Raw genomic sequence first — 21,412 nt, forward strand, 5'->3', positions numbered from 1 at the left:
TTTTCGACCCCCGCTTTAATTTCCGGTCTTTTCAAACCGGATAAATTGATGTTGATTTGATGTTGATTTCTGATTAAACGGTTTATCAAACCGGTTAATGTATATGATATTAAGTTGCATCAAATTTTATAATGTCAAATGATACTGCTAATGAAGGTGATATTGGTTCAGATTATCTGGAAGCAGTTAGTTTCAACTTCTCAGTTCTGTCTCAACTTCAAACTCAGTTGAAGACCAGCCCGGCTTTCTTCTCTTTTTCTTTCTCTTTCCAGCCTGAGGAGGTTTCATAAAGCGGCGGAATATTCTTTCTGAAATCTTCCGGGCTCAGGATCGCGCTCAACTGCGAAAGCACCATGATGTTATCCTTCATGCTAATCCTGTCTTCTTCTGCGGGCTCTTCAATTGAAAGTTTTGCAATGTTTTCAATAATCCTTTTTGTCTCTTCAGGGAGCTGTCCGGTAATAGTATAGAGGTTCAGCAGTCCTTCGAGGTTGCTGTGTCCTATTGTTCTGACAGCATAGTCCACCCACCGCATAAGCTCGACAAGCATAAATGTGTCAATTTTTCTGAATTTTTCAGGTTCAGGCCTGTTCATTTCTTTTATCGGGGTATTCTGTACAGGATTTTCCTGGCTGGACCTGGCGGATTTCAAGAAGCTTTCACTGTTTTTTACTATTTGATCCCCTAAATCCGAAACTTCTGCATTGGGCTTGAGTCCGTTTTCTTCATTTCCAGTCTCAGTTAACTGGTTATCTACTGCCTCCCCTTTTTCCGGCACCTCAATCTTCAGTGCTTCAAGGCTCGGGACGCTGCAGAAAGGATTTTCACTCTTGTTTACCAGATCCCTTATGTCCACGAGTAACTCCTTAATCTCCCCTTTCATTATTTTCAGTTCGGTTTCAATTTCGTTTACTCTTTTGTCCAGTTCCATACTGACCACCTGAAAACGAAGATAAATCTTTCCCGTTTTCGTAACGTTAAAAGAAAGGGAAGTATCCCCTTACATCTTAGGGGTTACTTCAGGTTCATTACAGCGTCAATCTGCGGAGGTGTAACTCTGGTGACAGGCACGATGGCACCGATCTTTGGTTTTACCTCAATTCTGAATTCTGTGTTAACCACATTAGTTGCGATATTGCTCTGCAGATTTGAATTCACGGGGACATCGATGGTGATTTGCACTTTTTCGTGCTGTTCCAGTACATCATCTCCATCGTCGTCTCCGATGAATTTCTGTTCCCATTCTGTTTCCGGGAAATAGAGGGCGCTGTCAGAATATGATATAACCATCATTCCTGAACTACTGTTATTCCCTATATCTACCGGAGACTGGCCTGCTGTGAGTTGAAGAGTAACAATTAGGTAATTTATCGTTGGGTTAGTTGCATTAGGAGTACCTTTTGCGATCACATCCCCTGCAAGCTCAACGGATGAAGTAGTTTGTTTGACACCTTCATCAATGGTTTTCTTGGCGGTATCGGAGGTGGTAAACCCGGCCCCGAGAACTACATAGGAGAATACTGCTGCCACCACTACGAAAGCGGTCAGCACTATTGCGGATTCCAGCCCTGTGAAGGCTTTTTCATCTTTCCTGAATATACTAAAAATCCCTTTCATTCTGTTTTCACTCCATACTTTATTTCCCTATGAAAAGTATATAGAAAAGTCAAAAGGCTCCATTCCCCAGCGCCTGATATTCTACATTTCTTATTGTAATTTGTTATAGTAGCTATCTGCTCAGGAGCTGATATTTATGGTTCCCGGTTAACTGACCCCCATACACATACTCACAATTTTACAACAGATACTATTCCCCTCCTAATTTATTAACTTTTGCCAAAAAATTATACAGTTATTATATTAGTGTTTATTTAAAATTTTGAGGTTATTTAGAAAATCAAAGTTATCCGGGCAGAGTATTTTGAGGTAAAAATTAGAATTTCGGACTGAGTTTCAATAATTAATCGAAAGATTTCCAGACTGAGTTTAAATTATTTGATGTAAAGAATATCATACTGAGTTCATATACTAAAAAGAAAGTAAGTGAGGTTTTTTAATAAAATTTCTCAATCTCATGCTTTACGTCTTCGATTGAAAACTTTTGCCTCACAAGGGGCTCTTTATGAATTGTCGGCACCATTTCCTCCAGGGTTTCCTTATCGTTTTTGTAAAATATGCCGTTAGGGATTTTGTCCCCCCATTCAAGAGACCTTTCGAAAGCTTTTACGCGGTTGTAAGGATCATAGTTATCTTCGAGTTTGTAAACTCTGTCCCGGTACCACTTGAAGGTATTCACTTTATTAAAAGTGACACAGGGCTGAAGAATATCAAGCAGAGAAAAGCCGTTGTGTGTTATGGCAGCTTTCATCAGCTCTTTTAAGTGCTCCCGGTCTCCTGCAAAACCTCTGGCTACAAAGCTGCAGTCAAGGGAGATTGCCATAGCAAGAGGGTTCAGGGGCTCAGAAGGGACCCCGTAAGGCTGGATTTTTGTGTGAGTTCCCCTGGCTGTTGTAGGCGAGGCCTGCCCTTTGGTAAGCCCGTATATCTGGTTGTCGTGAACTAAAAGGGTGATATTCGGGTTCTTGCGGATGGTATGAAGGAAGTGGTTTCCTCCTTCCCCGTAACAGTCCCCATCCCCGGCAACTGCAATCACATGCAGGGAATGGTTGGCAAGTTTTGCAGCCGTGGCAACAGGCAGGGTCCTTCCGTGCAGCCCGTTGAAGGTGTGGCACTTCATGTAATGGGGTAGTTTTCCACTCTGGCCTATTCCTGAGACCAGCAGGACTTCCCACGGCTCGATTCCAAGTTCGACAAGTGCCTGCTTGAGGGTTGAGAGAATCTGGAAGTTTCCACATCCGGGACACCAGGCAGGGACCTGGCTTTCATAATCTTCAGAGGTAGGCATCTACTTCCTCCTTCAGGTTTTCAATGGTAAACGGCCTTCCATCGAACTTTAAGATCTGGTGGGTAAATTCAAATCCTGTTTCGGCTCTTATGAGTTTTGCAAACTGGCCCGTGGCATTATTTTCTATGGAGATGGCAAGCTTTGCATTTTCGAGAAGCTCAATGTAATCGAATCTGTCCCGTTCGGGGAGTGGGTAGACCTGGCTGAAATGCATCATGGCAATCTTCCTGTCTTTTGAGAGGATATCCACCATCTCTTTAATCACACCGTAAGTCGAGCCATGTCCCATAAGCACTATTTCAGGAGAAGGGTCTCCGTACAGCAACGGAGCTTCGATTTCTGATTTTATAAGCGGCAGTTTTTTTTGCAGCCTTTTCCGGACCATTTTGATGCGGGTTTCGGCGTCCTCTATAATGTGCCCTTCTTCATCATGTTCGTCGCTGTCAGCTACGACAAGGTGTTTTCCGGATTCTCCGGGAACTGCAAGTAGGGAAATCCCCGTATCCGAGTATTTGTAGCGTTTGTACTCCTCTACCTCTTCCAGGTCTTTTTCCCTCAAACGATAATCATTATAGATCAAGTGCTCGAAATCGAAGTTTTCAAAGGTCCACTCGGAATCCCCAAGGTACTGGTCGGACTGGATAAATACGGGGATCTGGTACTTCTCTGCAAGTTCAAAAGCCCTGTTAGTGAGGTAAAAAGCCTGTTTTGGGGTCCCCGGCTCAAAGATTACCCTTGGAAACTCTCCGTGCCCTGCGTACAAAATGAAAAGCAGATCCGCCTGTTCGGTGCGTGTGGGTAAACCCGTAGCTGGCCCCGGACGCTGCACTTCGGCGATCACAATCGGGGTTTCGGTTATCCCCGCCAGGGAGAGACCTTCTCCCATCAGGGCAAACCCTCCTCCCGAACTTCCGGTCATTGCCCTTACGCCTGCAAAAGAGGCTCCTATTGCCATGTTAATAGCTGCAATTTCGTCTTCAGCCTGTTCTACAACAAGGCCATATTCTTCTGCTTTTGAGGCAAGGTAATTCAGAATCCCTGTTGAAGGTGTCATGGGATATGCAGAATAAAATTTGCAGCCGGATATGAGAGCTCCCATCCCGATTGCCTGAAGCCCGTCTATAAGCAGAAGTTTTTTTTCTTCCGGCTCCCGGATTTTAACGGTCTCGCAGCGGGGACAGTTTGAGATGACGTAATTGTACCCTGCCTCGGCACAGGCTACGTTTTTCTCAATTACTTCTTCTCCTTTTTTCTTGAAAGTGCTTTTCAGGATTTCTGTCAGGGTATCGAGCCCGAGGTCCAGCAGGCCAAGCACTGCCCCGATTGCTACGGTATTTGCCATGATACTGCTTTTTCCGATATCAAGGGCTATTTTTTTGAAGGGAACATCTATAAACTCAGGCCCTTCAAACTTCTTCTTGATAGTCCTGGAGTCATAAAGGATAATACCATCGTCCCTTACGCTTTTTTTATGAATTTCGATCGTGTTCAGGTCAAGGGCGAGAAGAATATCGACCATATCCCTGGAGGCTGATACCTCCAGGTCGGAAAAGCGGATCTGGTAAAAGTTGTGCCCGCCGCGGATCCTGGACATATAGTCCTGGTGCGTGAATACCTGGTATCCTGTTCTGGAAAAGATCTTTGCAAGGGCTCCTCCTATTGTTTGTAGCCCCTGCCCGGCTTCTCCTCCTACTCGAAGTGTATAGTCCAGAAATCAAACCCCCTTAATTTCTTTCATTTTTTGTATCTGTCCGGACAGATTTACAGTTTGAAAGCTCAGCGTTCCTTAATTTAAGTAGGTATTGAGAATTTTCAATTTAAATAACTCAGTTTGTTATCTATTATTATCTCAGGTTTATACTGACTAAATATTTTTAATAGATTACGCCGGAACAAGGCTTGTATATTATTCGAAAACTTGTAATTTAATAAAAAATTCTAACACTTTAATTCTATCCGGCTATTCCTGATCTTTTCTTTTCTCAGTCCCCTAAGGTTGTATTATAATTAAACCTTATATACTCTGCTATACTCTTGCCTCCACGCCTGATCTAATATGGAAAAAGTCAATACTAAAAAGATGTGATATACTGCTAAGTAAAAAGTGATTTCAAGTACCTGGAAGAAGTTCACATATCCAGAGGGACAGTATAGGACAACACAGGGACAGTATAGGACAACACAGGGACAGTATAGGACAACACAGGGACAGTATAGGACAACACAGGGACAGTATAGGACAACACAGGGACAGTATAGGACAACACAGGGACAATACAGGGACAATTATACATCAGGAAAATAAGGTGAGAACCTGTACCCTTCTGGAACTGTGACGCAAAATTATTCGTGAACTCTGGTATGTAATGAAGAAAGTACGGATAAGGTGGTTTGCAAGGAGAATCAGTTAAAATGGCAATTATAGAGGCAGTAAAAAATTTTTTTATTAAAGGTAGGGGCGTTTTATTGGGTTTTCCCCTGATCTTCCTGGGAGCTGTTCTGTTTACGGTTCACAAAATCCTGGGCCTGGTTACAGTGACTATTGGAATCATTTTTCTCACGATGAGTGATTATGTTATTGAAAACGAAGAGGAAAGTGAAGATGAAGTAATCGGGAGAGAACTGCCCGGGGCAAAGGTCGATGAAAATGAGATTGGTGAAGATAATCGACAGGAGTGAGATTAACAAAAGTGAAGTATAAATGAAAAAACGGTAATTGTTCCGGCTGGAGAAAACCAGACATTCAAATTTTTAAAACAGGTACAGTATCTTCCCCAAAAGAATACAGCCTATCAAAACAATCCCCAGTATAAGTATATCCGACTGAAGTACAGTGTATAATATAAAAAAACAAATTATTGAAGTGACCGCACAGGCCAGAATATCCACAGGATTGCTCATGCCTGCCTCCATATCAAGCTTATAAATTCACATCATGATAAGCATTTCTACTTTGAATAAAAATTTAATAATATTCCAAAGTATAATATTTCGGAAATAACCCTTTAACCAAAAATAGTTGAAATGCTTAATCGTGGCCTGAATTACTTCAAAGGTCACCTGAGTTTTGAAAAGTAGCCTGAAGACCTTAAGAAGTAACCTGAATCTCTAAAGCGGTAAGCAAAACGAAAAATGTAACTCCCCTCCCTGCTGCTTTCATTAAGGAAGGGGATTTCTTGCTTTAGTGCAGAGTCAGAGTATGTTTTTATTTTCCTGAGCGGATCGTACTAAGTTTTCCCTATCGTACTAAGTTTTCCCTATCGTACTAAGTTTTCCCTATCGTACTAAGTTTTTCTCTGTATCTTTCATTTCGCAGCTTTAGAATTTTCCACGACCGAGCTGGGCATGTGCGCGGGCGAGGTGTCCGGCAGCCTGTGCTCCTATAAGGGAAATTTCTCCTGCAAGTACGGCAGAGGCTACAATCTCTGCAAACTTTCTGGAATTTATTCCGGGGACATCTCCTGCTCCTGCCACACCAAGTATGTTCAGGCAATCTCTCTGGGTTCCAAGGCCAGTGCCTCCTCCGACTGTACCTACAGGAAGGGCTGGCAGGGTGACAGAACAGTGAATCTCTCCATATTTTGTAAGTTCCATACTCGTAATTGCGGTACTGCCTTCGACAACATGGGCCGCATCCTGCCCGCAGGCAAGGTAAACGGCAGCGATAATGTTTGCAGCATGGGCATTAAATCCCATGGCTCCTGCTCTTGCCGAACCAAGCAGGTTTTTACTGTAATTTACTTCAAACATTGATTCTGGAGTACACTTGAGGGTTTTTTCGACTACCTCTGCAGGAATGGTAACTTCGGCAACTACAGTCTTTCCTCTCCCAAGAATGGTACTTATGGATGCAGGTTTTTTGTCAGTGCACATATTTCCCGAAAGGGTAACAGGATGTGCGCCAAACTCGTCTTCTATGAGGTGCATCACTGCATCGGTGGCTATGGTTACCATATTCATGCCCATTGCATCTTTTGTGTCATAGGAAAACCTGAGATAAACATACGTTCCGGTCACGAAAGGCTTTACAGAGAGCAGTTTTCCAAACCTTGTAGTCTTTTCAGCAACTTCTTTCATCTGCTCGAAAATTTCAGGACGCTTCACCCAATCATAAAATTTTTTTGTTCTGTCAAGGCTCTCAAGCTTAAAGACCGGTGCCCTGGTCATTTCATCTTCAAAAACTCTGACATTTGCCCCACCTGACTTTGTGATGGCTGAACAGCCGCGGTTTACACTGGCAACAAGGGCACCTTCCGTTGTAGCCAGAGGTATATAGTATTCCGCGTCCGCATATTCTCCGTTTACCTTCAGAAGTCCGGCAACCCCAAGAGGAATTTGAACTGCCCCTATCATGTTTTCAATATTTTTCTTTGTTACAGTTTCCACGTCTAAAGAGAAGTTCTGGATGTGTTCAAATTCGAGTTTTGCGTACTCCTGAATGGCAAGTCTCCGGATTTTTACGGCTGTTAACGGGTCTGCAAACTCTTCAATCTTACGAAAGGCTATATCTCCGTCGAGAACCTTCTGTAAAAGAAGCTTTTCTTCCTCACTAAGTTCATAATCTTTTAATAACATGAAACCACCAGTTGATCTTTTTATTTTCTTACTTAATATTAATATTTTATAGTGTTACAGTAAGAATCGCTAATTCGAATGTTTTGCTCGTTTGAATATGGCCTTTGTGTTAAGATCCATTTTTACCCTAAATATCTGCATATTAGCATATAATTCATTCCTCAAAAGTAGTTTTCAGACTACCTCACAAAGTCCATCAAGGTATATTGGAAAACATAAAAATTGTTGTCTGTTTTGTAGCAGCCGTTTACAAAAATAGCTTAAGAATTATTTTTTCCTGTCAGTTATTTTTTGTAGAATATGTACCTGGCATGGTAGTTCACTCGGTAATCTCAAGCATAAAATCCCGGAATATTGCAGGTTAATATAAAGCATCCTATAAAGCATCCCGGTACGAACTGAAGATAAAGTTCCTCAAAATAAATGAAAAAACAGCCAATATAGTGTAAATAAGATTGAAAGAGAGGTCCGAGATAAAGTGCTAAATTGTTCAAAGGTGGATCACTCAAGGATCAGGACATTCGAGAATTAGATCGTTGAGAGGAATCTCATTACAATAGAACAATACTTTTAAATCACATTTTAGAAATCTTTCTAAAAAGGTGATTTTAAAAGACGTTCTTTAAAAAGACAGTTATTAAAATACAACTTTAACTACTTGTTTTGAAATATATTTTAACGGAATTTTAACCATTCTTTAAAGTTGATTTTCGACTAAACTGCCAGGTTCAGAAGTTTATGATCAGCTGGTTTTCCTCGCTGTACGTCAGAAAAAGTTCAGCTACGTCTTTTGAGCAAATAAACTCAATTCCCGGGATCAATTCTTCCTTTTTAAGGCCGATCATATCTGAGGCAAGCTGACAGCATCGGAATTCTACTCCCATCTCGATGCATTCCTGAACAGAGGCATCGTACTTGGGCGATCCTCTTGTTTTATCTTTCTTTGCAAGCAATACTCCCATAGGTCCCCACAGAATAACCAGAACGTCGAGCCCTTTACTTCTATAATACTTCGCGAACTTGAGAGTTTCCTGCGGGCTGGTGCTTTCGTACACCATATTTTTGAGTAGCAGTAATACCTTTTCGACTTTTGTCATAAGAACCCCAGGTCTGAACAATACTTTTCTGAAACAGATTACCTGGATGTATATAAAGTTTCACATTGAATACGAGGATATACACATTTTTTTACTTTATTTAAATAATTTTGTTCATCCCTTCGGAAACTGACAGGATCTTTAGACCTGTGCATAATTTAACTGATTCTATTGTAGCTTGGAAGCATGCAGTTACTTTTGAACTCTCAAAAGGTCTAACCACGCAAAACTCAAAAAATTTATAAAGTACTGGGCCGATTATAGAGCTCGAGTTTTTGAAATTCCATTTGGCCGAAGTTATCTACCTTTATTACAACGGGAGCGCAGAGGGTCACGAATATCCCTTCCTTTATTTTCTTTTTGGAAGGCGCCCCCAGGCAAGATTGAGGTACACTTCATGATGTTTTAGTATTGAAAGACTGTCTATGGGGTCAAGGGGAGCATCTCTCAGTCCGGTGGAGTACTTTTTCCATAGAATTCGGCTTCTTTTAATTGTACGGCTCTTTGCTGTTTCAAGTTTTTACCTTACATTCATTCCCTAAATATTAAAGTAGTATATATAAAATTTAACAACATTTGTTGTTGAAAATCGCATTCAATCTCGATTGTTCTCTTTTTTGTATGGTTTCTTTATAACTATATAATTATTTTTGACCTTTCCTACTTCAGCGAAGAGTCAATTGTAATATAGTACCAGTCCGGATGTTTTTTGTTAAAATCAATGCCAATGGACTTGTTTTTGTAGCTGTGTAGTTATGAACTGCCATAACTTGTAAGGGCTTAACTTTCACCTATAATCTTATATACTTATTATAAATATATATGTAGTTTGTATATAAATACTATGGAGGTTGTTCAAATATGATTTCAAACGTTAGTGATATTGAATCTCAAAAGCAAAAAGACTCGTCAAAAAAATTAATAGAAGATGTGGATTTAAAATCAAAAGAAATAAGCTGGCTAATAGATAACCTTCCAATAACTGTTTTCAGAGTCGCGAATGATTCGTCATGGTCTATGGATTACATAAGTAAAGATGTCGAGAAACTAACCGGTTATTCAAATATGGATTTCATTAATCAAAAATTATTATGGACTGACATTGTTTTTCCAGAGGATATTCAAAAACACAATACTGTTTTACAGAAAGCAGTTAAAAACAAAACTTCTTTACAGGTTGAATATAGAATAAAAAAGTCAGATGGTAGTACAGTATACATTCAGGAACAAGCTACTCCAGTGATCGATGATAAAGGAAAACTGATTTATCTCGAAGGGGTTTTTTTAGACGTCACTCAGCAAGTAATACGACAAGAAGATTCTCGAAGGGTGATTGTTAAAAGTATTCCTAAGCCATCATTTGCATATTTTGTAGATTCATCTCGAAAGATAAATTGTATTAGTGATTATTTTGTAGAAGTGTGCCATCTTAAAAGTGAAAATGATTTAGTCGGGATGTCGCCTTCTGAAATCATAGAAAGTAGTACTCTAATACAGGGTACTAATGGTACTAATAGTACTAGTAAAACTAAATCGCTTGCTGAAAAAGTACTGGAAACTGGAGAAGCGGTTTATGATCTTGAAGGTTCTGTTAAACTCAGGGGTGCAGAAAAAGCGTTACTTGTAATATGTTCCGCTGTCCCAATTAAAGATGAGGCTGGCATTATTGTTGGCAGTCTCACGGTCCTGACTGATATGACTGAAATGAAAGAGAAAGAGAAAGAGGTTAAGGACCTTTTAGATTACACCAACATTTGTCTGAAAGATCTTGGGGAGGGTATCAGAGGAGTTAGTGAGGGGGACCTTGATGCTCATCTGGAGAAGCTAAAGGACGACGACTTTGGTGACACCTTTGACGAATTCAATAAGCTTGTCATTAATCTGAAATCGGTTATTGAAAATATCCTGGCAGACATGCTCACAACCCTGGAAGAAGCTAAGCAGTCCGAAGAAGCTGTCGGCCAGATGAATATGGGTATGCAGCAAATTTCAACGGCCTCCGAACAGATCGCAACCGGTTCAGAGAACCTTTCGAGGCATGCTGGCACAGCAGCTTCGGATATAAAAGCTTCTGAAGTAATTTTCAAAAAGCTCAGTGAATCTTCCACTAAATCTTCCAGTTACGCTTCCCAGGCAGGTAAAACCAGTGACGAAGCCCAGGGTCTCAGTAATATGGCTCTGGAAGAAGTGGAGCAGCTTGTTACAGAAATCTCCAAACTTGGGGATATCGTTCATTCTCTGGATGACGCTGTCAATAATATCGGTGCCGTTACAGGGAAAATCAAATCAATTGCTGACCAGACAAACCTCCTTGCTTTGAATGCAGCTATTGAAGCTGCAAGAGCCGGTGAATACGGCCGTGGATTTGCCGTTGTTGCCGATGAGGTCCGAAAACTTGCAGCCGACTCAAGGAAGAGTACTGATGAGATAAATGAGATTGTTACAAACGTCCAGAAAGAAACCAAAAAAGTGACGGAAGCTATTAACACCGCGGACGGTCAGGCTAAAACCGGAAGCAAAAACATTAAACAGGCTTTGAATAAGAGTCAGGAAATTGCCACTGCAGTTGCCACTATCAACTCTATGCTCATCGAACTGGATAGGCTTTCAGATGAAGGCCTGGATAAAATTGAAAATATTGAGAAAAGCATCAGTGAGACCGCATCTACTGCTGAAGAGAATGCCGCAAGCAGTGAAGAAACCTCTGCTGCTATCGAGGAACAGACAGCTGCCATGCAGCAGGTAAGCACTGCTGTGCAGAATGTTAGCGAGCTTGCTCAGAAAACAGTCGATGTCCTCTTAGAAAACTTCAAAGTTTCGGGGGAACAGACAAACAATCAACCTTCTTTTGGAAAACCACAGCATTTCAACAGGATAAACAATTCTAAACTATACTGAATGTAAAATCGAGAGCTGTTTGAATTCGGGGCTGATGGAATGCTGCAGTTTGTATCCTGTAATTCCTATAAGTCCCCCTTTCAGGTGATATAAAATGAGTTATCATAGTCAAATTGTAAATGTGGATAATACTATTCAGGTGATTGTTTTCAGTCTTGGAGCAGAGCGATATGGGGTTGAAATCTCTCAGGTAAAGGAGATTATCCTGCCAACTCAAATTACCAGAATTCCAAACGTACCTGGCTTTGTAGAAGGAGTCCTGAACCTCAGAGGTCAAATAGCAGCCATTATTAATCTCAGAAAAAGACTGGGCAAAGAACCGAAGAAAAACGATGAAAATACCCGGATTATTGTTGTTGAATACAATAATGCCACTATAGGGATGATGGTTGACAGTGTCAGTGAAGTCAAATACCTATCTTCCCAGAATATCGAAGAAATACCCAGGTTTTTAGCTTTGAGAGACGATTCAAGGTTTTTAAAGGGTGTTGGGAAACTTGAGGATGGTCTTCTCACATTGATGGACCTTAAAGAGTTATTCAGCGAAGAAGAGCTGAAGGAGATAGGGGGATGACCGATAAAGTCCACCTTAGAGCTCCTGTTAAAACTTATGATGGCGGATGGGTGGATGTAGAACTTGTAGTAACCGACAACAGTCTTATTATAGGCAAAAAAGACATCCCCTTCAGGGAAATAGAAGACCTGGAAGATGTTGATGTAGAGGGTGTTAAATGCATCCAGATTAAAAAAGAGGGTAAATTTGTACTTAACCTTCCTCAAAATCTTCATCAACAGGTTTTCAAATTCATTGCATTTAATCTCAAAGCAGATAAGTTTGCAGTGTTTTTTTTGTCGTATGCTACTGTTGGTGGTGTTGTTTCATCGAATTCACAGTGGGAAAAAGGGTATTTCAGCGTAACAGATGAAGGATTCTGGTTTTTGTCCTCCAAAAACCAGAAGAGAATTCCAATTGAAAATCTCGGATCTGTTAACACTGATCTTAGAAACGTGGGTGGGAAACAGAGAAAAGTTCTCATCCTTTCTCATGTTGAAAAAAGTAATGTAGTAACAAGCCTGGTTCTCTGCCCGGAAAGTACGCTGGAAATGCTTGAAAGCTATCTTCAGCGGCTCTTTAAAAAACATAAACCTTCAATTAAATTGTCTGAAGATGAAACGCAAATTCTCACTCTGATATATTCCGGATTAGATTTTGCATCAATTGAAAATATAATCGGAATCTCAACGGATGAACTAAATAATTATTATGATCGGCTTGTCGATTCCGGATTAGCTAAAGTTGTAAAAATTAGAAAAGAAATAGAGTTGACCCCTCTTGGGGTAAATATGGTTGATAATATATCTAAAAGATAATTTTTAGGGGGATACATATGCCTAAAGTATTAATTGTTGATGACACAGCTTTTATGAGGAAACTTCTAAAAAACATTCTGTTCGGCGCTGGATTTGATATCGCAGGGGAAGCTGAAAACGGAAAGCAAGCAGTGGAAATGTATCGAGAGCTCAAACCGGATGTCGTTACAATGGACGTTGTTATGCCTGAAATGACAGGAATTGACGCATTAAAGCAAATAAAGTCCATTGATAAAGACGCTAAAATCGTGATGTGTACTGCCATAGGGCAGGAGAATATAGTAAAGACAGCTATAAAACTGGGGGCAAGAGGCTATATTATAAAACCTTTCCAGGCTCCGAAAGTCATTGAAGAAATTAAGAAAGTAATTGGTGGATAAATTTGGGGGTAGCATGATACGTACTCTTATTGTTGACGATTCTGCCTTCATGCGGATGGCAATAAGAAGCATGCTTGCCAGTAGCTCGGATATAAAGATAGTCGGAGACGCATGTAATGGAAAAGAAGCTGTAGAAAAGGCAAAAACATTACACCCTGATATAATCATAATGGACGTTAACATGCCAGTCATGGATGGGCTGACGGCTGTTAAAACCATTATGAATACGAACCCGGTTCCCATCATCATGTTTAGCACCCTGACTACAGAGGGCTCAAAAGAGGCATTAGAAGCTTTGCATCTTGGAGCAATAGATTTTACTGCAAAATCCGAGTCTCACCATGATGTAAATAAGGCAGAAAGCGAGCTTATCGATAAAATAAAAAATATTCACAGCTCAAATCCTAACATATTAAGATTACTTAATATGAGGAAATTTAAAGGGGAGGTTGTCAGGGGAAAATGGAGATGTACCGAGAACTTTGGAATTCTTATAGGTTCATCTACAGGCGGTCCTTCATCTCTTGAACAGGTGATTACAAGGCTTCCCGGGGATTTGCCTGCTCCGGTTTTTGTTGTCCAGCATATGCCTGAAGGTAGTTTTTGCAGGCAACTGGCAGAAAGGCTGAATTTTCTATCAGAGCTGGAAATAAAAGAAGCCAGAAATAATGAAAAAGTAACCGCAGGCGTTGTTTATATCGCACCAGGCGGCTACCACATGACCGTTAGAAAGGCTCTGGATGTCACTAGAATTAAACTCATAAAAAGCAAGCCGGTTCATGCTGTAATGCCTGCGGTTGATGTAACAGCTGAAAGTATGTTAGAGGTATATGGAAAGAACATTGTTGCCTCTATTCTTACGGGTATGGGGTGTGATGGTGCTTCCGGGTTTAAAAAGATACGAGATGCAGGCGGTTCCACAATTGCGTGCAGTGAAGATACCTGTGTTATTTTCGGGATGCCAAGAGCTGCAATAGAAGCTGGAGCTATTGATGTTGTGAAACCCATTTTTGAGATCCCTGAAGAAATTGTGAAAAAACTGGAGGCGAAATGCAATGGAAAGTGATATGGCAGCTTATAAAAGCGATTTCCTTCAGGAGATATACGAGTGTCTCGACGTATTTAATCAATCTTTTGTGGATTTAGAAAATGGAGACTCTGCCGCAATTGATGAAATCTTTAGAATAACCCATACAATAAAAGGAATGGCTGGATTTCTTGGATATACATCACTTGAACATCTGTGTCATAGTATGGAAGAAGTTCTGTGCGGCATAAAAAACGGAGACATAGAGATAGATGGTGAGCTGGTTGACATTCTGCTTTCAACAGTTGACCGAATCATGGAAATTGTTAAGCAAATAGAAAGCGCAGATAATGATAATGTAAAAATAGAAGATCTTCTGAACGCATTTGATACTTACGAAAAAATGATGACTGGTGGACAGGGGTCTCTTTGTATCCAAAATCCCGTGGAAAATAAGGTCTCATCTCCTAAAACAATGTCCATACAGCAATCAGATGACAATACCTCTTCAAACTCTGAATGCCATGACAAACAGGAAAATGAAGTTACCTGCAATCCTGATGACTACAATCTTGTTCTGGATGTAGTCCTTTCTAAAGACTGTGTAATGAAGGGTTTGAGAGCAGCATTGATCATAGAATCTCTCAGGGATATAAGCAAATTAGCTAAAATCGATCCCGATGAAAATGAGATGGATAACAGCTTTGATGGTCACTTTAAAGTGTTCATTTCAGGAGACAGCAAGAAGGTTGAAGATATTATGGATAAAATTTCAGAAATTGAACATTTTAATATTTCTGAAATTAAACCACTTAATATTGCCTGTAATGAAGAAATTAAATGTAATAGCTCTCTCTCAGTAGAATCTCAATCCGGTGTCCCATCCAAAATGGAAAATGAGGTTCCCTGCAATCCTGATGACTGCAATCCTGATGACTGCAATCCTGATGACTGCAATCCTGATGACTGCAATCTGGATGACTGCAATCTTGTTCTGGATGTAACCCTTTCTAAAGACTGTGTAATGAAGGGTTTGAGAGCAACATTGATCATAGAATCTCTCAAAGATATAAGTAAATTAGCTAAAATAGATCCCGATGAAAATGAGATGGATAACAGCTTTGATGGTCACTTTAAAATGTTCCTTTCTGGAGAAAGTGATGAGGTTGAAGAGTTAATGGACAGAATTTCAGAAATTGAACAATTTAATATTTCTGAAATTAAACCGCTTAATATTGCCTGTGATGAAGAAATTAAATGTAATAGCTCTCTCTCAGTAGAATCTCAACCAGATACCTCCTCAACTCCAGTTACAGTGCCTGAAGCAACAGCTGTTTCAGCCACAAACAAATCAAATATACTTCACTCCTGTATGTACAGTTTGGCAGCAAGACTACGTTGCATTTTAAACAGAATTAGTAAATCAATAAACTGTTTCAAAATAACCGAATACGCTGGAATACTTCCAAGGAAAAAATGCAAGGACTCCTCTACTGACGGTCCAAAGTCACAGGAAGTCCGGGTCTTAGAAAAAGACTTCGAAATAAATCATGCAATTCCTTATCAAGAGGTGCAATTGAACGAAGCTCGGATTCTAGAGCCCGGTTCTGGAAAAACTTTTGATAAGGGTATTTCTGATAAGGGTATTTCTGATAAGGATATTTCTGATAAGGATATTTCTGATAAGGATATTTCTGATAAGGATATTTCTGATAAGGATATTTCTGATAAGGATATTTCTGATAAGGATATTTCTGATAAGGATATTTCTGGTAAGGGTATTTCTGATAAGAGTATTCCTGATAAGAGTATTCCTGATCAAGAGCTGCAATTAGATAAAGCCCAATCTCCGGCAGAGGACTCTGAAAATATCTCTACTCAGGGATTAAAGTCACAGGAGATCCAGGAAACCGGAGAATCGGAAAAAGACTCAATCAATCACTTATCTGAATCGGCAACATCCGTAAAAGCGCCTATGGAAACAAAAAGACAGGAAACTATCCGGGTTAGGACCTCCAATCTTGATAATATAATGAATCTTGTTGGCGAGCTTGTTATTAACAAAGGACGCTTGCTTCAGATATCTCAGGAATACAACTTACCTGAACTGGAGGAAGCAACCGGGACTCTGGATAAATCAATTTCAAGCCTGCAAGATGAAGTGATGAGAATAAGGATGGTGAAAATTGAGAGGATATTCAGTAAGTTTCCGCGCATGGTAAGGGATCTAAGTAGAAAATTCAACAAAAATGTCGAGTTTGAAATTGAAGGGCAGGATACCGAATTAGACCGGACGATTTTAGATGAAATTAGCGATCCTCTGGTCCATCTTGTGAGAAATGCCGTTGACCACGGTATAGAATATCCTGAAGAGCGGGAAAAAGCCGGGAAAAACGACGTTGGACACATAAAGCTCTCAGCTAGAAGAGAAAAAAACAACGTAATAATTGAGATCGAAGATAACGGCAAAGGCATAGATGTTGAAATATTAAAAAAGAAAGCTGTTGAGAAGGGAATATTATCGTCATTTGATGTAGAAAACCTCAGTGAAGAAGAAATCCGGATGATCATTTTTTCCCCGGGTTTTTCGACAAAGGATGCTCCAACAGAGATCTCCGGCCGGGGCGTGGGCATGGATGTAGTAAAAACTACTGTTGAAAAACTGGGGGGAAAGGTCAGGGTATATTCAAAGAAGGGAGAGTTTTCCAGAATCAGAATTGATCTGCCTCCCACAGTCGCTATAATAAAATCTCTTTTAGTGGAGGTCGGGTCTGAAACATACGCGATCCCGATTTCTAACGTTGTAAAAGCTCTGAGTGTTGACAGCAGTGATTATAAGCTTGTTAAAGAAACCCCTGTGCTTTATATAAGGGACAAGCTGATACCAACGGTTGAATTGAAAGAAATTTTCAATGTAACCTGTGAAAAATTAGATAACGAAATTGCCATAATTGTTGAAAAAGAAAATGAAGAAATTGGCCTTATAGTTGATTCAATTATAGACCAGCAGGAAATTGTTATTAAACCACTGGGAAATATTTTCTCAAATTCAAAAGGATTTATTGGTGCTACAATACTGGGTGACGGGCGTGTAATACCGATTATAGATGTTTCAATGCTTATAAAAGGTGATATTGATGACTAATTTAAAAAATCTTAGTGAAGTAGAACTGGATATTCTAAAGGAACTCGGGAATATTGGGACCGGGCATGCTGCGACCTCTCTCTCCACACTACTTAATAAAGACGTTTACTTCTCAGTTCCGGAGGTCAAGATAGGAGAAATTAAAAATCTCTCCAGTGAATTCATTAACGATGTTGTTGCAGGGGTAGTTATAGCACTGCAGGACCTCGAAGAACACAGGTCCGGATATCTATACATTATGTTTCCTGAAAAGTCGGCAAGAAAAATTGCAGGCGATTTATTTGGAATGGAAGAGCTGGATGAGGAAATGTATGCGTCCACAATTATGGAGGTCGGGAATATACTTTCCTCTTCTTTTTGTGATGCATCAGCTGATTTTATGGACATCATATTACTTCCGTCCCCCCCAAATTTCGCAGTAGATGTACCTACGGCAGTCATTGATTCAGTAGTTTCGCAAATGGCTGAGAAGAATGACCATATAATTCTATTTGAGACCTCTCTCAGTTCTGATCCAGATGTAGAAATTTATTTAGCCATGCTTCCGGAACCCAGTGTGCTTAATGATATGATGAAAATTCTGGGACAACTATGAGCGGCGATATTTTATTCGTCTCGAATGAAAGTGGGAAAGCGGTTTTTTTAACCAGCGGGGATGTACTGCTAAAATCTTTTTGTTCACTTTCAAATACCTGCTCATCTCGGGATTCTTGCCGATCATGTGACATGATTAATGGTGCAAAAAGTCACATGATGGGCACTAAATCAAATTTGAACATTAAAAGCCTGGACGGAGAACTGTCTGCCGGGATAGGGGAATATAAGATTGGGAAAAATGTCCTCTTAAAAGTAATGGGACTGGGTTCCTGTATTGGTGTTATTCTTTCTGACGTTTCAACAGGTATATGCGGAATAGCACATGTGCTGCTTCCCGGGGCTTCAAATAACGGCGAAACCAAGTATGCCGAAACAGCCATAGAAAAAATGTTTGAAGACATGATAAAAATGGGGGCGAGAAAAAGCAGGATTACTGCAAAGTTTGCAGGAGGAGCCCAGGTTTTTAAGCATATGAGCCTGGATATCCTCAAAATTGGTAATAGAAACGCAATATCCGTTGAAGAAACTTTGATTAAAAAAAATATCCCGATTCTGGCAAAAGATGTGGGTGGGGAAGTCGGCAGAAGCGTTATCTTCAATCCTGTGGACGGAAGCATGATCGTTAAACCTACTAAAGGGGATGTACTGTGGTTGTAAATATTGATGACGACTTTAATTTTCTTGTACGAAAAATTTCAAAATCATCGGGTATCATTCTGGCCGGGTACAGGGACAGTTATCTTAGGAGACGAATTGACCTGAGAATGAAGGCCGTTGGCGCAGATAACTACACAACGTATTCGGGGTTCCTGGAAAAAAATCAAAATGAGATGAAGGAGGTTATAAATGCACTTACAGTAAACGTTACCGAGTTTATGCGGGACAAAACGCCATTTATGTTTTTCCGGGATGAAATATTGCCCGACATAATGGAAAGGAAACAAAAATCTAAAAGCAACCTCGTCAGGGTTTGGAGTGCAGCCTGTTCTAATGGAGAGGAACCGTATTCAATTGGCATTTGCTCAAAAGATGTTTTGCCGGAAGACTGGAGCGTCTCCATCTATGCAACGGATATTGACGAAAACTGCCTGAAGTATGCTTCACAGGGAATATACAGTAAAGAGCAAATAAAAAATCTGGACTCTTCCCTTATAAAAAAGTATTTTGAGCCTGCAGGGGAAGGTTTTAAAATAAGAAGCATCCCAAAACTATCGATCAGATTTCAAAAACATGATCTGACCAGTGAACCTCCAATTTCAAAACATTTTGATGCCGTATTCTGCAGAAATGTTATGATATATTTCAATGAGAGCCAAAAAATAAAAATGTTGAATGATTTTTATAATTCTCTTTCAGATGACGGCTATCTGATTATTGGCAAGTCCGAAACTTTACCCGTTGAAATAAGGGGACTGTTTACTCCTGTTAGTGTGAAAGAGAAAGTTTTCAAAAAAATATAATCAGTTGCTTATATTCTTATGGTTGTCGAAATCTCGATTTAGCCACATTACTTCTATATTTATTTTTTCTTTAATGGAAAAGGAAATTGTTTGGCATAATTTTCTTTATCCTAATATCATTTTTTTCTTAATTTCTGTTAAAAATTGTTTTTCCAAAACTCTGGCATTGTGAGATCCCTTATACAAAAATTCATCTTCTTCTCTATGTTTTGTATTTCACACGATCCGTAATAGCACTTTTCTTCGGGGGTTCAAGTGTTCATATGTGTGAAGATATCTGCGATAATATTCTTTTGTTCTTCTAAAATTATTGAATTTTTGACGATATGTCGCGGCATTAATGAAAAAATAGAATCAGAAGACTCTTCAACTGACTTACAAAGAGGGAGTTTATATAGTATTTAATCAGCGGGGGGCAAACTCACTAACTTTTTTTATCAATAACTTGCTAAATAATAAATTTATGTTCTCTCTAATTTAAGTTCGTGTCGAAACTAACTAATAATGACAGTTTTCTTCATTAAACTGGGGATTAACCTTTAAAAACAGCATCTATAAACCAACTTATAATTAAAACTCGTCACCGAAAAATATCCTCTAACTATCTTTTCTACACCATCACTCTTCAAAATTGCCTCTCTATTCTAGTAAATTTTATATAAAGTTAACCCTCTAACTGCCGAAACATTTATAACATAGACTGATATTATATTTGCTGTTATAATAGTCACAATATATTATGGTGAATTATAATGTGGAATCGATTAATAAAAGATGAAAAAGGGTTTACGGGGCTTGAAGCGGCAATTGTGCTTGTAGCCTTCGTCGTCGTAGCTGCAGTGTTCAGTTACGTCATGTTGGGAGCAGGGTTCTATACAACCCAGAAAAGCCAGGAAGTCGTACACACAGGTGTTGCACAGGCAAGCAGCAGCCTTTCACCTTCCGGAGATGTAATTGTAGAAGGAGTGGCTGACGGAGAAGTCGGTAATATTACATTCTATATAGCAAACACTGCAGGAGGATCTTCTGTAGACCTCAATAAAACAATTCTTACCTATGTAGATATTGATGATTTTGTAACACAAGAGGAAGGCCAAGGTAAGAATGGTTGGGTTTACACTCCAATTATTTCTGCAACTAATGGTGCAAGGAATCTGGTTGAAAAGGGTGAGAAATATAAGGTAGAAGTGAATTTAACCACTTTTAAGGCTAATTCACTACCCCGTGTAAACGAGCAGTTCAGGATAGATGTAAAGCCACCAGAGGGTGCAGTCTTAATCATCCAGAAATCAATGCCCGCTGCAATTACCAGTGGTACTTATTATGCGGTTTACTGAGGTGATCTGGAATGTGGAATAAATTTTTAAACAATGAGAAAGGGTTTACCGGACTTGAAGCAGCAATTGTATTGGTAGCCTTCGTGGTCGTTGCTGCAGTTTTCAGCTACGTCATGCTAGGAGCAGGGTTCTATACAACCCAGAAGAGTCAGGAAGTCGTGCATACAGGTGTGGCACAGGCAAGCAGCAGCGTTGAATTAAGTGGAGATGTAATTTCCTGCGGTGCAGATGGTGAACTTAAAAATCTTACGATGTTCCTGCAGTTGACTTCAGGCGGTTCACCTGTTGATGTTAATCAGACTCTTATAGTATTTACATCCCGTGACCATAAGCCAACTGATTTAAAGAATGGTCCTACTTACGAAGAGAACTCCATGTCCAACTATACCGTAGCAGCTCGGTATAATGACAACGAGGATTACCTCATAGACAAGTTAGAGAAATTCGAAGTACGGATTCCTCTGGCTCCATATAACATCACGGCTAATGAAGAATTCCAGCTTGAAATCAAACCGCCCCAGGGAGCAACCTACACTATTCACAGGCAGGCACCCGCTTCGATTACTACTCAAATGGTACTCAACTGAGTATCATTATTTTTTTATTTTTTAATGCTATAG

General features: G+C 39.9%; 18 protein-coding genes and 1 pseudogene. 13 read left to right on the forward strand and 6 right to left on the reverse strand.

Annotated elements, in window-relative coordinates; all coding sequences use genetic code 11:
* Positions 1-223: 223 nt before the first annotated feature.
* The 4 genes from EO98_RS16430 to EO98_RS16445 form a co-directional block, all read right to left on the reverse strand.
* Complete coding sequence (locus EO98_RS16430) at positions 224-931, reverse strand: hypothetical protein (RefSeq protein WP_048139810.1); 708 nt, start codon at positions 929-931, stop codon at positions 224-226.
* 83 nt (positions 932-1,014) lie between these two features.
* Complete coding sequence (locus EO98_RS16435) at positions 1,015-1,617, reverse strand: archaellin/type IV pilin N-terminal domain-containing protein (protein ID WP_052734493.1); 603 nt, start codon at positions 1,615-1,617, stop codon at positions 1,015-1,017.
* A gap of 436 nt (positions 1,618-2,053) precedes the next feature.
* Positions 2,054-2,905, reverse strand: coding sequence for a 2-oxoacid:ferredoxin oxidoreductase subunit beta (locus tag EO98_RS16440; RefSeq protein WP_048139812.1), 852 nt, complete (start codon positions 2,903-2,905; stop codon positions 2,054-2,056).
* On the reverse strand, positions 2,892-4,616 hold the full coding sequence (locus EO98_RS16445) for a 2-oxoacid:acceptor oxidoreductase subunit alpha (RefSeq protein WP_048139814.1): 1,725 nt from the start codon (positions 4,614-4,616) through the stop codon (positions 2,892-2,894). Before EO98_RS16445 ends, EO98_RS16440 begins: the two co-directional genes overlap by 14 nt.
* A 701-nt stretch (positions 4,617-5,317) precedes the next feature.
* On the opposite strand from EO98_RS16445, the gene EO98_RS16450 reads away from it, so the two are divergent.
* Positions 5,318-5,584: a hypothetical protein gene (locus EO98_RS16450; protein ID WP_048140731.1), complete on the forward strand. Its 267-nt coding sequence runs from the start codon at positions 5,318-5,320 to the stop codon at positions 5,582-5,584.
* A gap of 639 nt (positions 5,585-6,223) precedes the next feature.
* Here the strand turns inward: EO98_RS16450 and hmgA are convergent.
* Entirely contained in the window at positions 6,224-7,480 is a 1,257-nt protein-coding gene (hmgA, locus tag EO98_RS16455) for a hydroxymethylglutaryl-CoA reductase (NADPH) (RefSeq protein ID WP_048140730.1), read from the reverse strand.
* 728 nt (positions 7,481-8,208) lie between these two features.
* Entirely contained in the window at positions 8,209-8,577 is a 369-nt protein-coding gene (locus tag EO98_RS16460) for a DsrE family protein (protein ID WP_048135337.1), read from the reverse strand.
* Positions 8,578-9,438: 861 nt separating this feature from the next.
* Between EO98_RS16460 and EO98_RS19460 the strand changes: the two are divergent.
* The 12 genes and pseudogenes from EO98_RS19460 to EO98_RS16520 all read left to right on the forward strand — a co-directional run.
* Positions 9,439-9,870 (forward strand): annotated as a pseudogene (locus EO98_RS19460) (PAS domain-containing protein); the annotation flags it as partial.
* 162 nt (positions 9,871-10,032) lie between these two features.
* On the forward strand, positions 10,033-11,475 hold the full coding sequence (locus tag EO98_RS16465) for a methyl-accepting chemotaxis protein (RefSeq protein WP_235284798.1): 1,443 nt from the start codon (positions 10,033-10,035) through the stop codon (positions 11,473-11,475).
* A 94-nt stretch (positions 11,476-11,569) separates the two neighbouring features.
* Positions 11,570-12,049 (forward strand): chemotaxis protein CheW, encoded by a 480-nt coding sequence (locus tag EO98_RS16470; RefSeq protein ID WP_048140728.1) that lies wholly within the window; start codon positions 11,570-11,572, stop codon positions 12,047-12,049.
* Positions 12,046-12,846 carry a CheF family chemotaxis protein gene (locus EO98_RS16475; RefSeq protein WP_048140727.1) on the forward strand — a complete coding sequence of 267 codons (801 nt, stop codon included), beginning with the start codon at positions 12,046-12,048 and terminating at the stop codon, positions 12,844-12,846. Before EO98_RS16470 ends, EO98_RS16475 begins: the two co-directional genes overlap by 4 nt.
* Before the next feature lie 17 nt (positions 12,847-12,863).
* A complete protein-coding gene (locus EO98_RS16480; RefSeq protein ID WP_048140725.1) occupies positions 12,864-13,226 on the forward strand; it encodes a response regulator in 363 nt (120 codons plus the stop codon).
* Positions 13,227-13,239: 13 nt separating this feature from the next.
* Positions 13,240-14,292 carry a chemotaxis response regulator protein-glutamate methylesterase gene (locus EO98_RS16485; RefSeq protein WP_048140723.1) on the forward strand — a complete coding sequence of 351 codons (1,053 nt, stop codon included), beginning with the start codon at positions 13,240-13,242 and terminating at the stop codon, positions 14,290-14,292.
* On the forward strand, positions 14,282-17,398 hold the full coding sequence (locus tag EO98_RS16495) for a chemotaxis protein CheW (protein WP_082098656.1): 3,117 nt from the start codon (positions 14,282-14,284) through the stop codon (positions 17,396-17,398). Before EO98_RS16485 ends, EO98_RS16495 begins: the two co-directional genes overlap by 11 nt.
* Positions 17,391-17,993 (forward strand): chemotaxis protein CheC, encoded by a 603-nt coding sequence (locus EO98_RS16500; protein ID WP_048140721.1) that lies wholly within the window; start codon positions 17,391-17,393, stop codon positions 17,991-17,993. The genes EO98_RS16495 and EO98_RS16500 overlap by 8 nt, the downstream gene beginning before the upstream one ends.
* The gene (locus EO98_RS16505) at positions 17,990-18,652 is read left to right on the forward strand and encodes a chemotaxis protein CheD (protein WP_048140719.1); all 663 of its coding nucleotides are present in this window, start codon (positions 17,990-17,992) and stop codon (positions 18,650-18,652) included. Before EO98_RS16500 ends, EO98_RS16505 begins: the two co-directional genes overlap by 4 nt.
* Positions 18,643-19,455 (forward strand): protein-glutamate O-methyltransferase CheR, encoded by an 813-nt coding sequence (locus tag EO98_RS16510; protein ID WP_048140717.1) that lies wholly within the window; start codon positions 18,643-18,645, stop codon positions 19,453-19,455. The genes EO98_RS16505 and EO98_RS16510 overlap by 10 nt, the downstream gene beginning before the upstream one ends.
* Positions 19,456-20,207: 752 nt before the next feature.
* Positions 20,208-20,792: an archaellin/type IV pilin N-terminal domain-containing protein gene (locus tag EO98_RS16515; RefSeq protein ID WP_048140716.1), complete on the forward strand. Its 585-nt coding sequence runs from the start codon at positions 20,208-20,210 to the stop codon at positions 20,790-20,792.
* Positions 20,793-20,803: 11 nt separating this feature from the next.
* Positions 20,804-21,379, forward strand: a complete 576-nt coding sequence (locus EO98_RS16520) for an archaellin/type IV pilin N-terminal domain-containing protein (protein WP_048140714.1) — start codon at positions 20,804-20,806, stop codon at positions 21,377-21,379.
* Positions 21,380-21,412: the final 33 nt, after the last annotated feature.

Source organism: Methanosarcina sp. 2.H.T.1A.6, from assembly GCF_000979455.1.
Classification (GTDB): Archaea; Halobacteriota; Methanosarcinia; order Methanosarcinales; family Methanosarcinaceae; genus Methanosarcina.

Excerpts from the sequence above, each read along its gene's own strand:
- EO98_RS16430 (WP_048139810.1), bottom strand. The coding sequence starts at position 931 with ATGGAACTGGACAAAAGAGTAAACGAAATTGAAACCGAACTGAAAATA.
- EO98_RS16435 (WP_052734493.1), bottom strand. The coding sequence starts at position 1,617 with ATGAAAGGGATTTTTAGTATATTCAGGAAAGATGAAAAAGCCTTCACA.
- EO98_RS16440 (WP_048139812.1), bottom strand. The coding sequence starts at position 2,905 with ATGCCTACCTCTGAAGATTATGAAAGCCAGGTCCCTGCCTGGTGTCCC.
- EO98_RS16450 (WP_048140731.1), top strand. The coding sequence starts at position 5,318 with ATGGCAATTATAGAGGCAGTAAAAAATTTTTTTATTAAAGGTAGGGGC.
- hmgA (WP_048140730.1), bottom strand. The coding sequence starts at position 7,480 with ATGTTATTAAAAGATTATGAACTTAGTGAGGAAGAAAAGCTTCTTTTA.
- EO98_RS16460 (WP_048135337.1), bottom strand. The coding sequence starts at position 8,577 with ATGACAAAAGTCGAAAAGGTATTACTGCTACTCAAAAATATGGTGTAC.
- EO98_RS16465 (WP_235284798.1), top strand. The coding sequence starts at position 10,033 with ATGTCGCCTTCTGAAATCATAGAAAGTAGTACTCTAATACAGGGTACT.
- EO98_RS16470 (WP_048140728.1), top strand. The coding sequence starts at position 11,570 with ATGAGTTATCATAGTCAAATTGTAAATGTGGATAATACTATTCAGGTG.
- EO98_RS16475 (WP_048140727.1), top strand. The coding sequence starts at position 12,046 with ATGACCGATAAAGTCCACCTTAGAGCTCCTGTTAAAACTTATGATGGC.
- EO98_RS16480 (WP_048140725.1), top strand. The coding sequence starts at position 12,864 with ATGCCTAAAGTATTAATTGTTGATGACACAGCTTTTATGAGGAAACTT.
- EO98_RS16485 (WP_048140723.1), top strand. The coding sequence starts at position 13,240 with ATGATACGTACTCTTATTGTTGACGATTCTGCCTTCATGCGGATGGCA.
- EO98_RS16495 (WP_082098656.1), top strand. The coding sequence starts at position 14,282 with ATGGAAAGTGATATGGCAGCTTATAAAAGCGATTTCCTTCAGGAGATA.
- EO98_RS16500 (WP_048140721.1), top strand. The coding sequence starts at position 17,391 with ATGACTAATTTAAAAAATCTTAGTGAAGTAGAACTGGATATTCTAAAG.
- EO98_RS16505 (WP_048140719.1), top strand. The coding sequence starts at position 17,990 with ATGAGCGGCGATATTTTATTCGTCTCGAATGAAAGTGGGAAAGCGGTT.
- EO98_RS16515 (WP_048140716.1), top strand. The coding sequence starts at position 20,208 with ATGTGGAATCGATTAATAAAAGATGAAAAAGGGTTTACGGGGCTTGAA.
- EO98_RS16520 (WP_048140714.1), top strand. The coding sequence starts at position 20,804 with ATGTGGAATAAATTTTTAAACAATGAGAAAGGGTTTACCGGACTTGAA.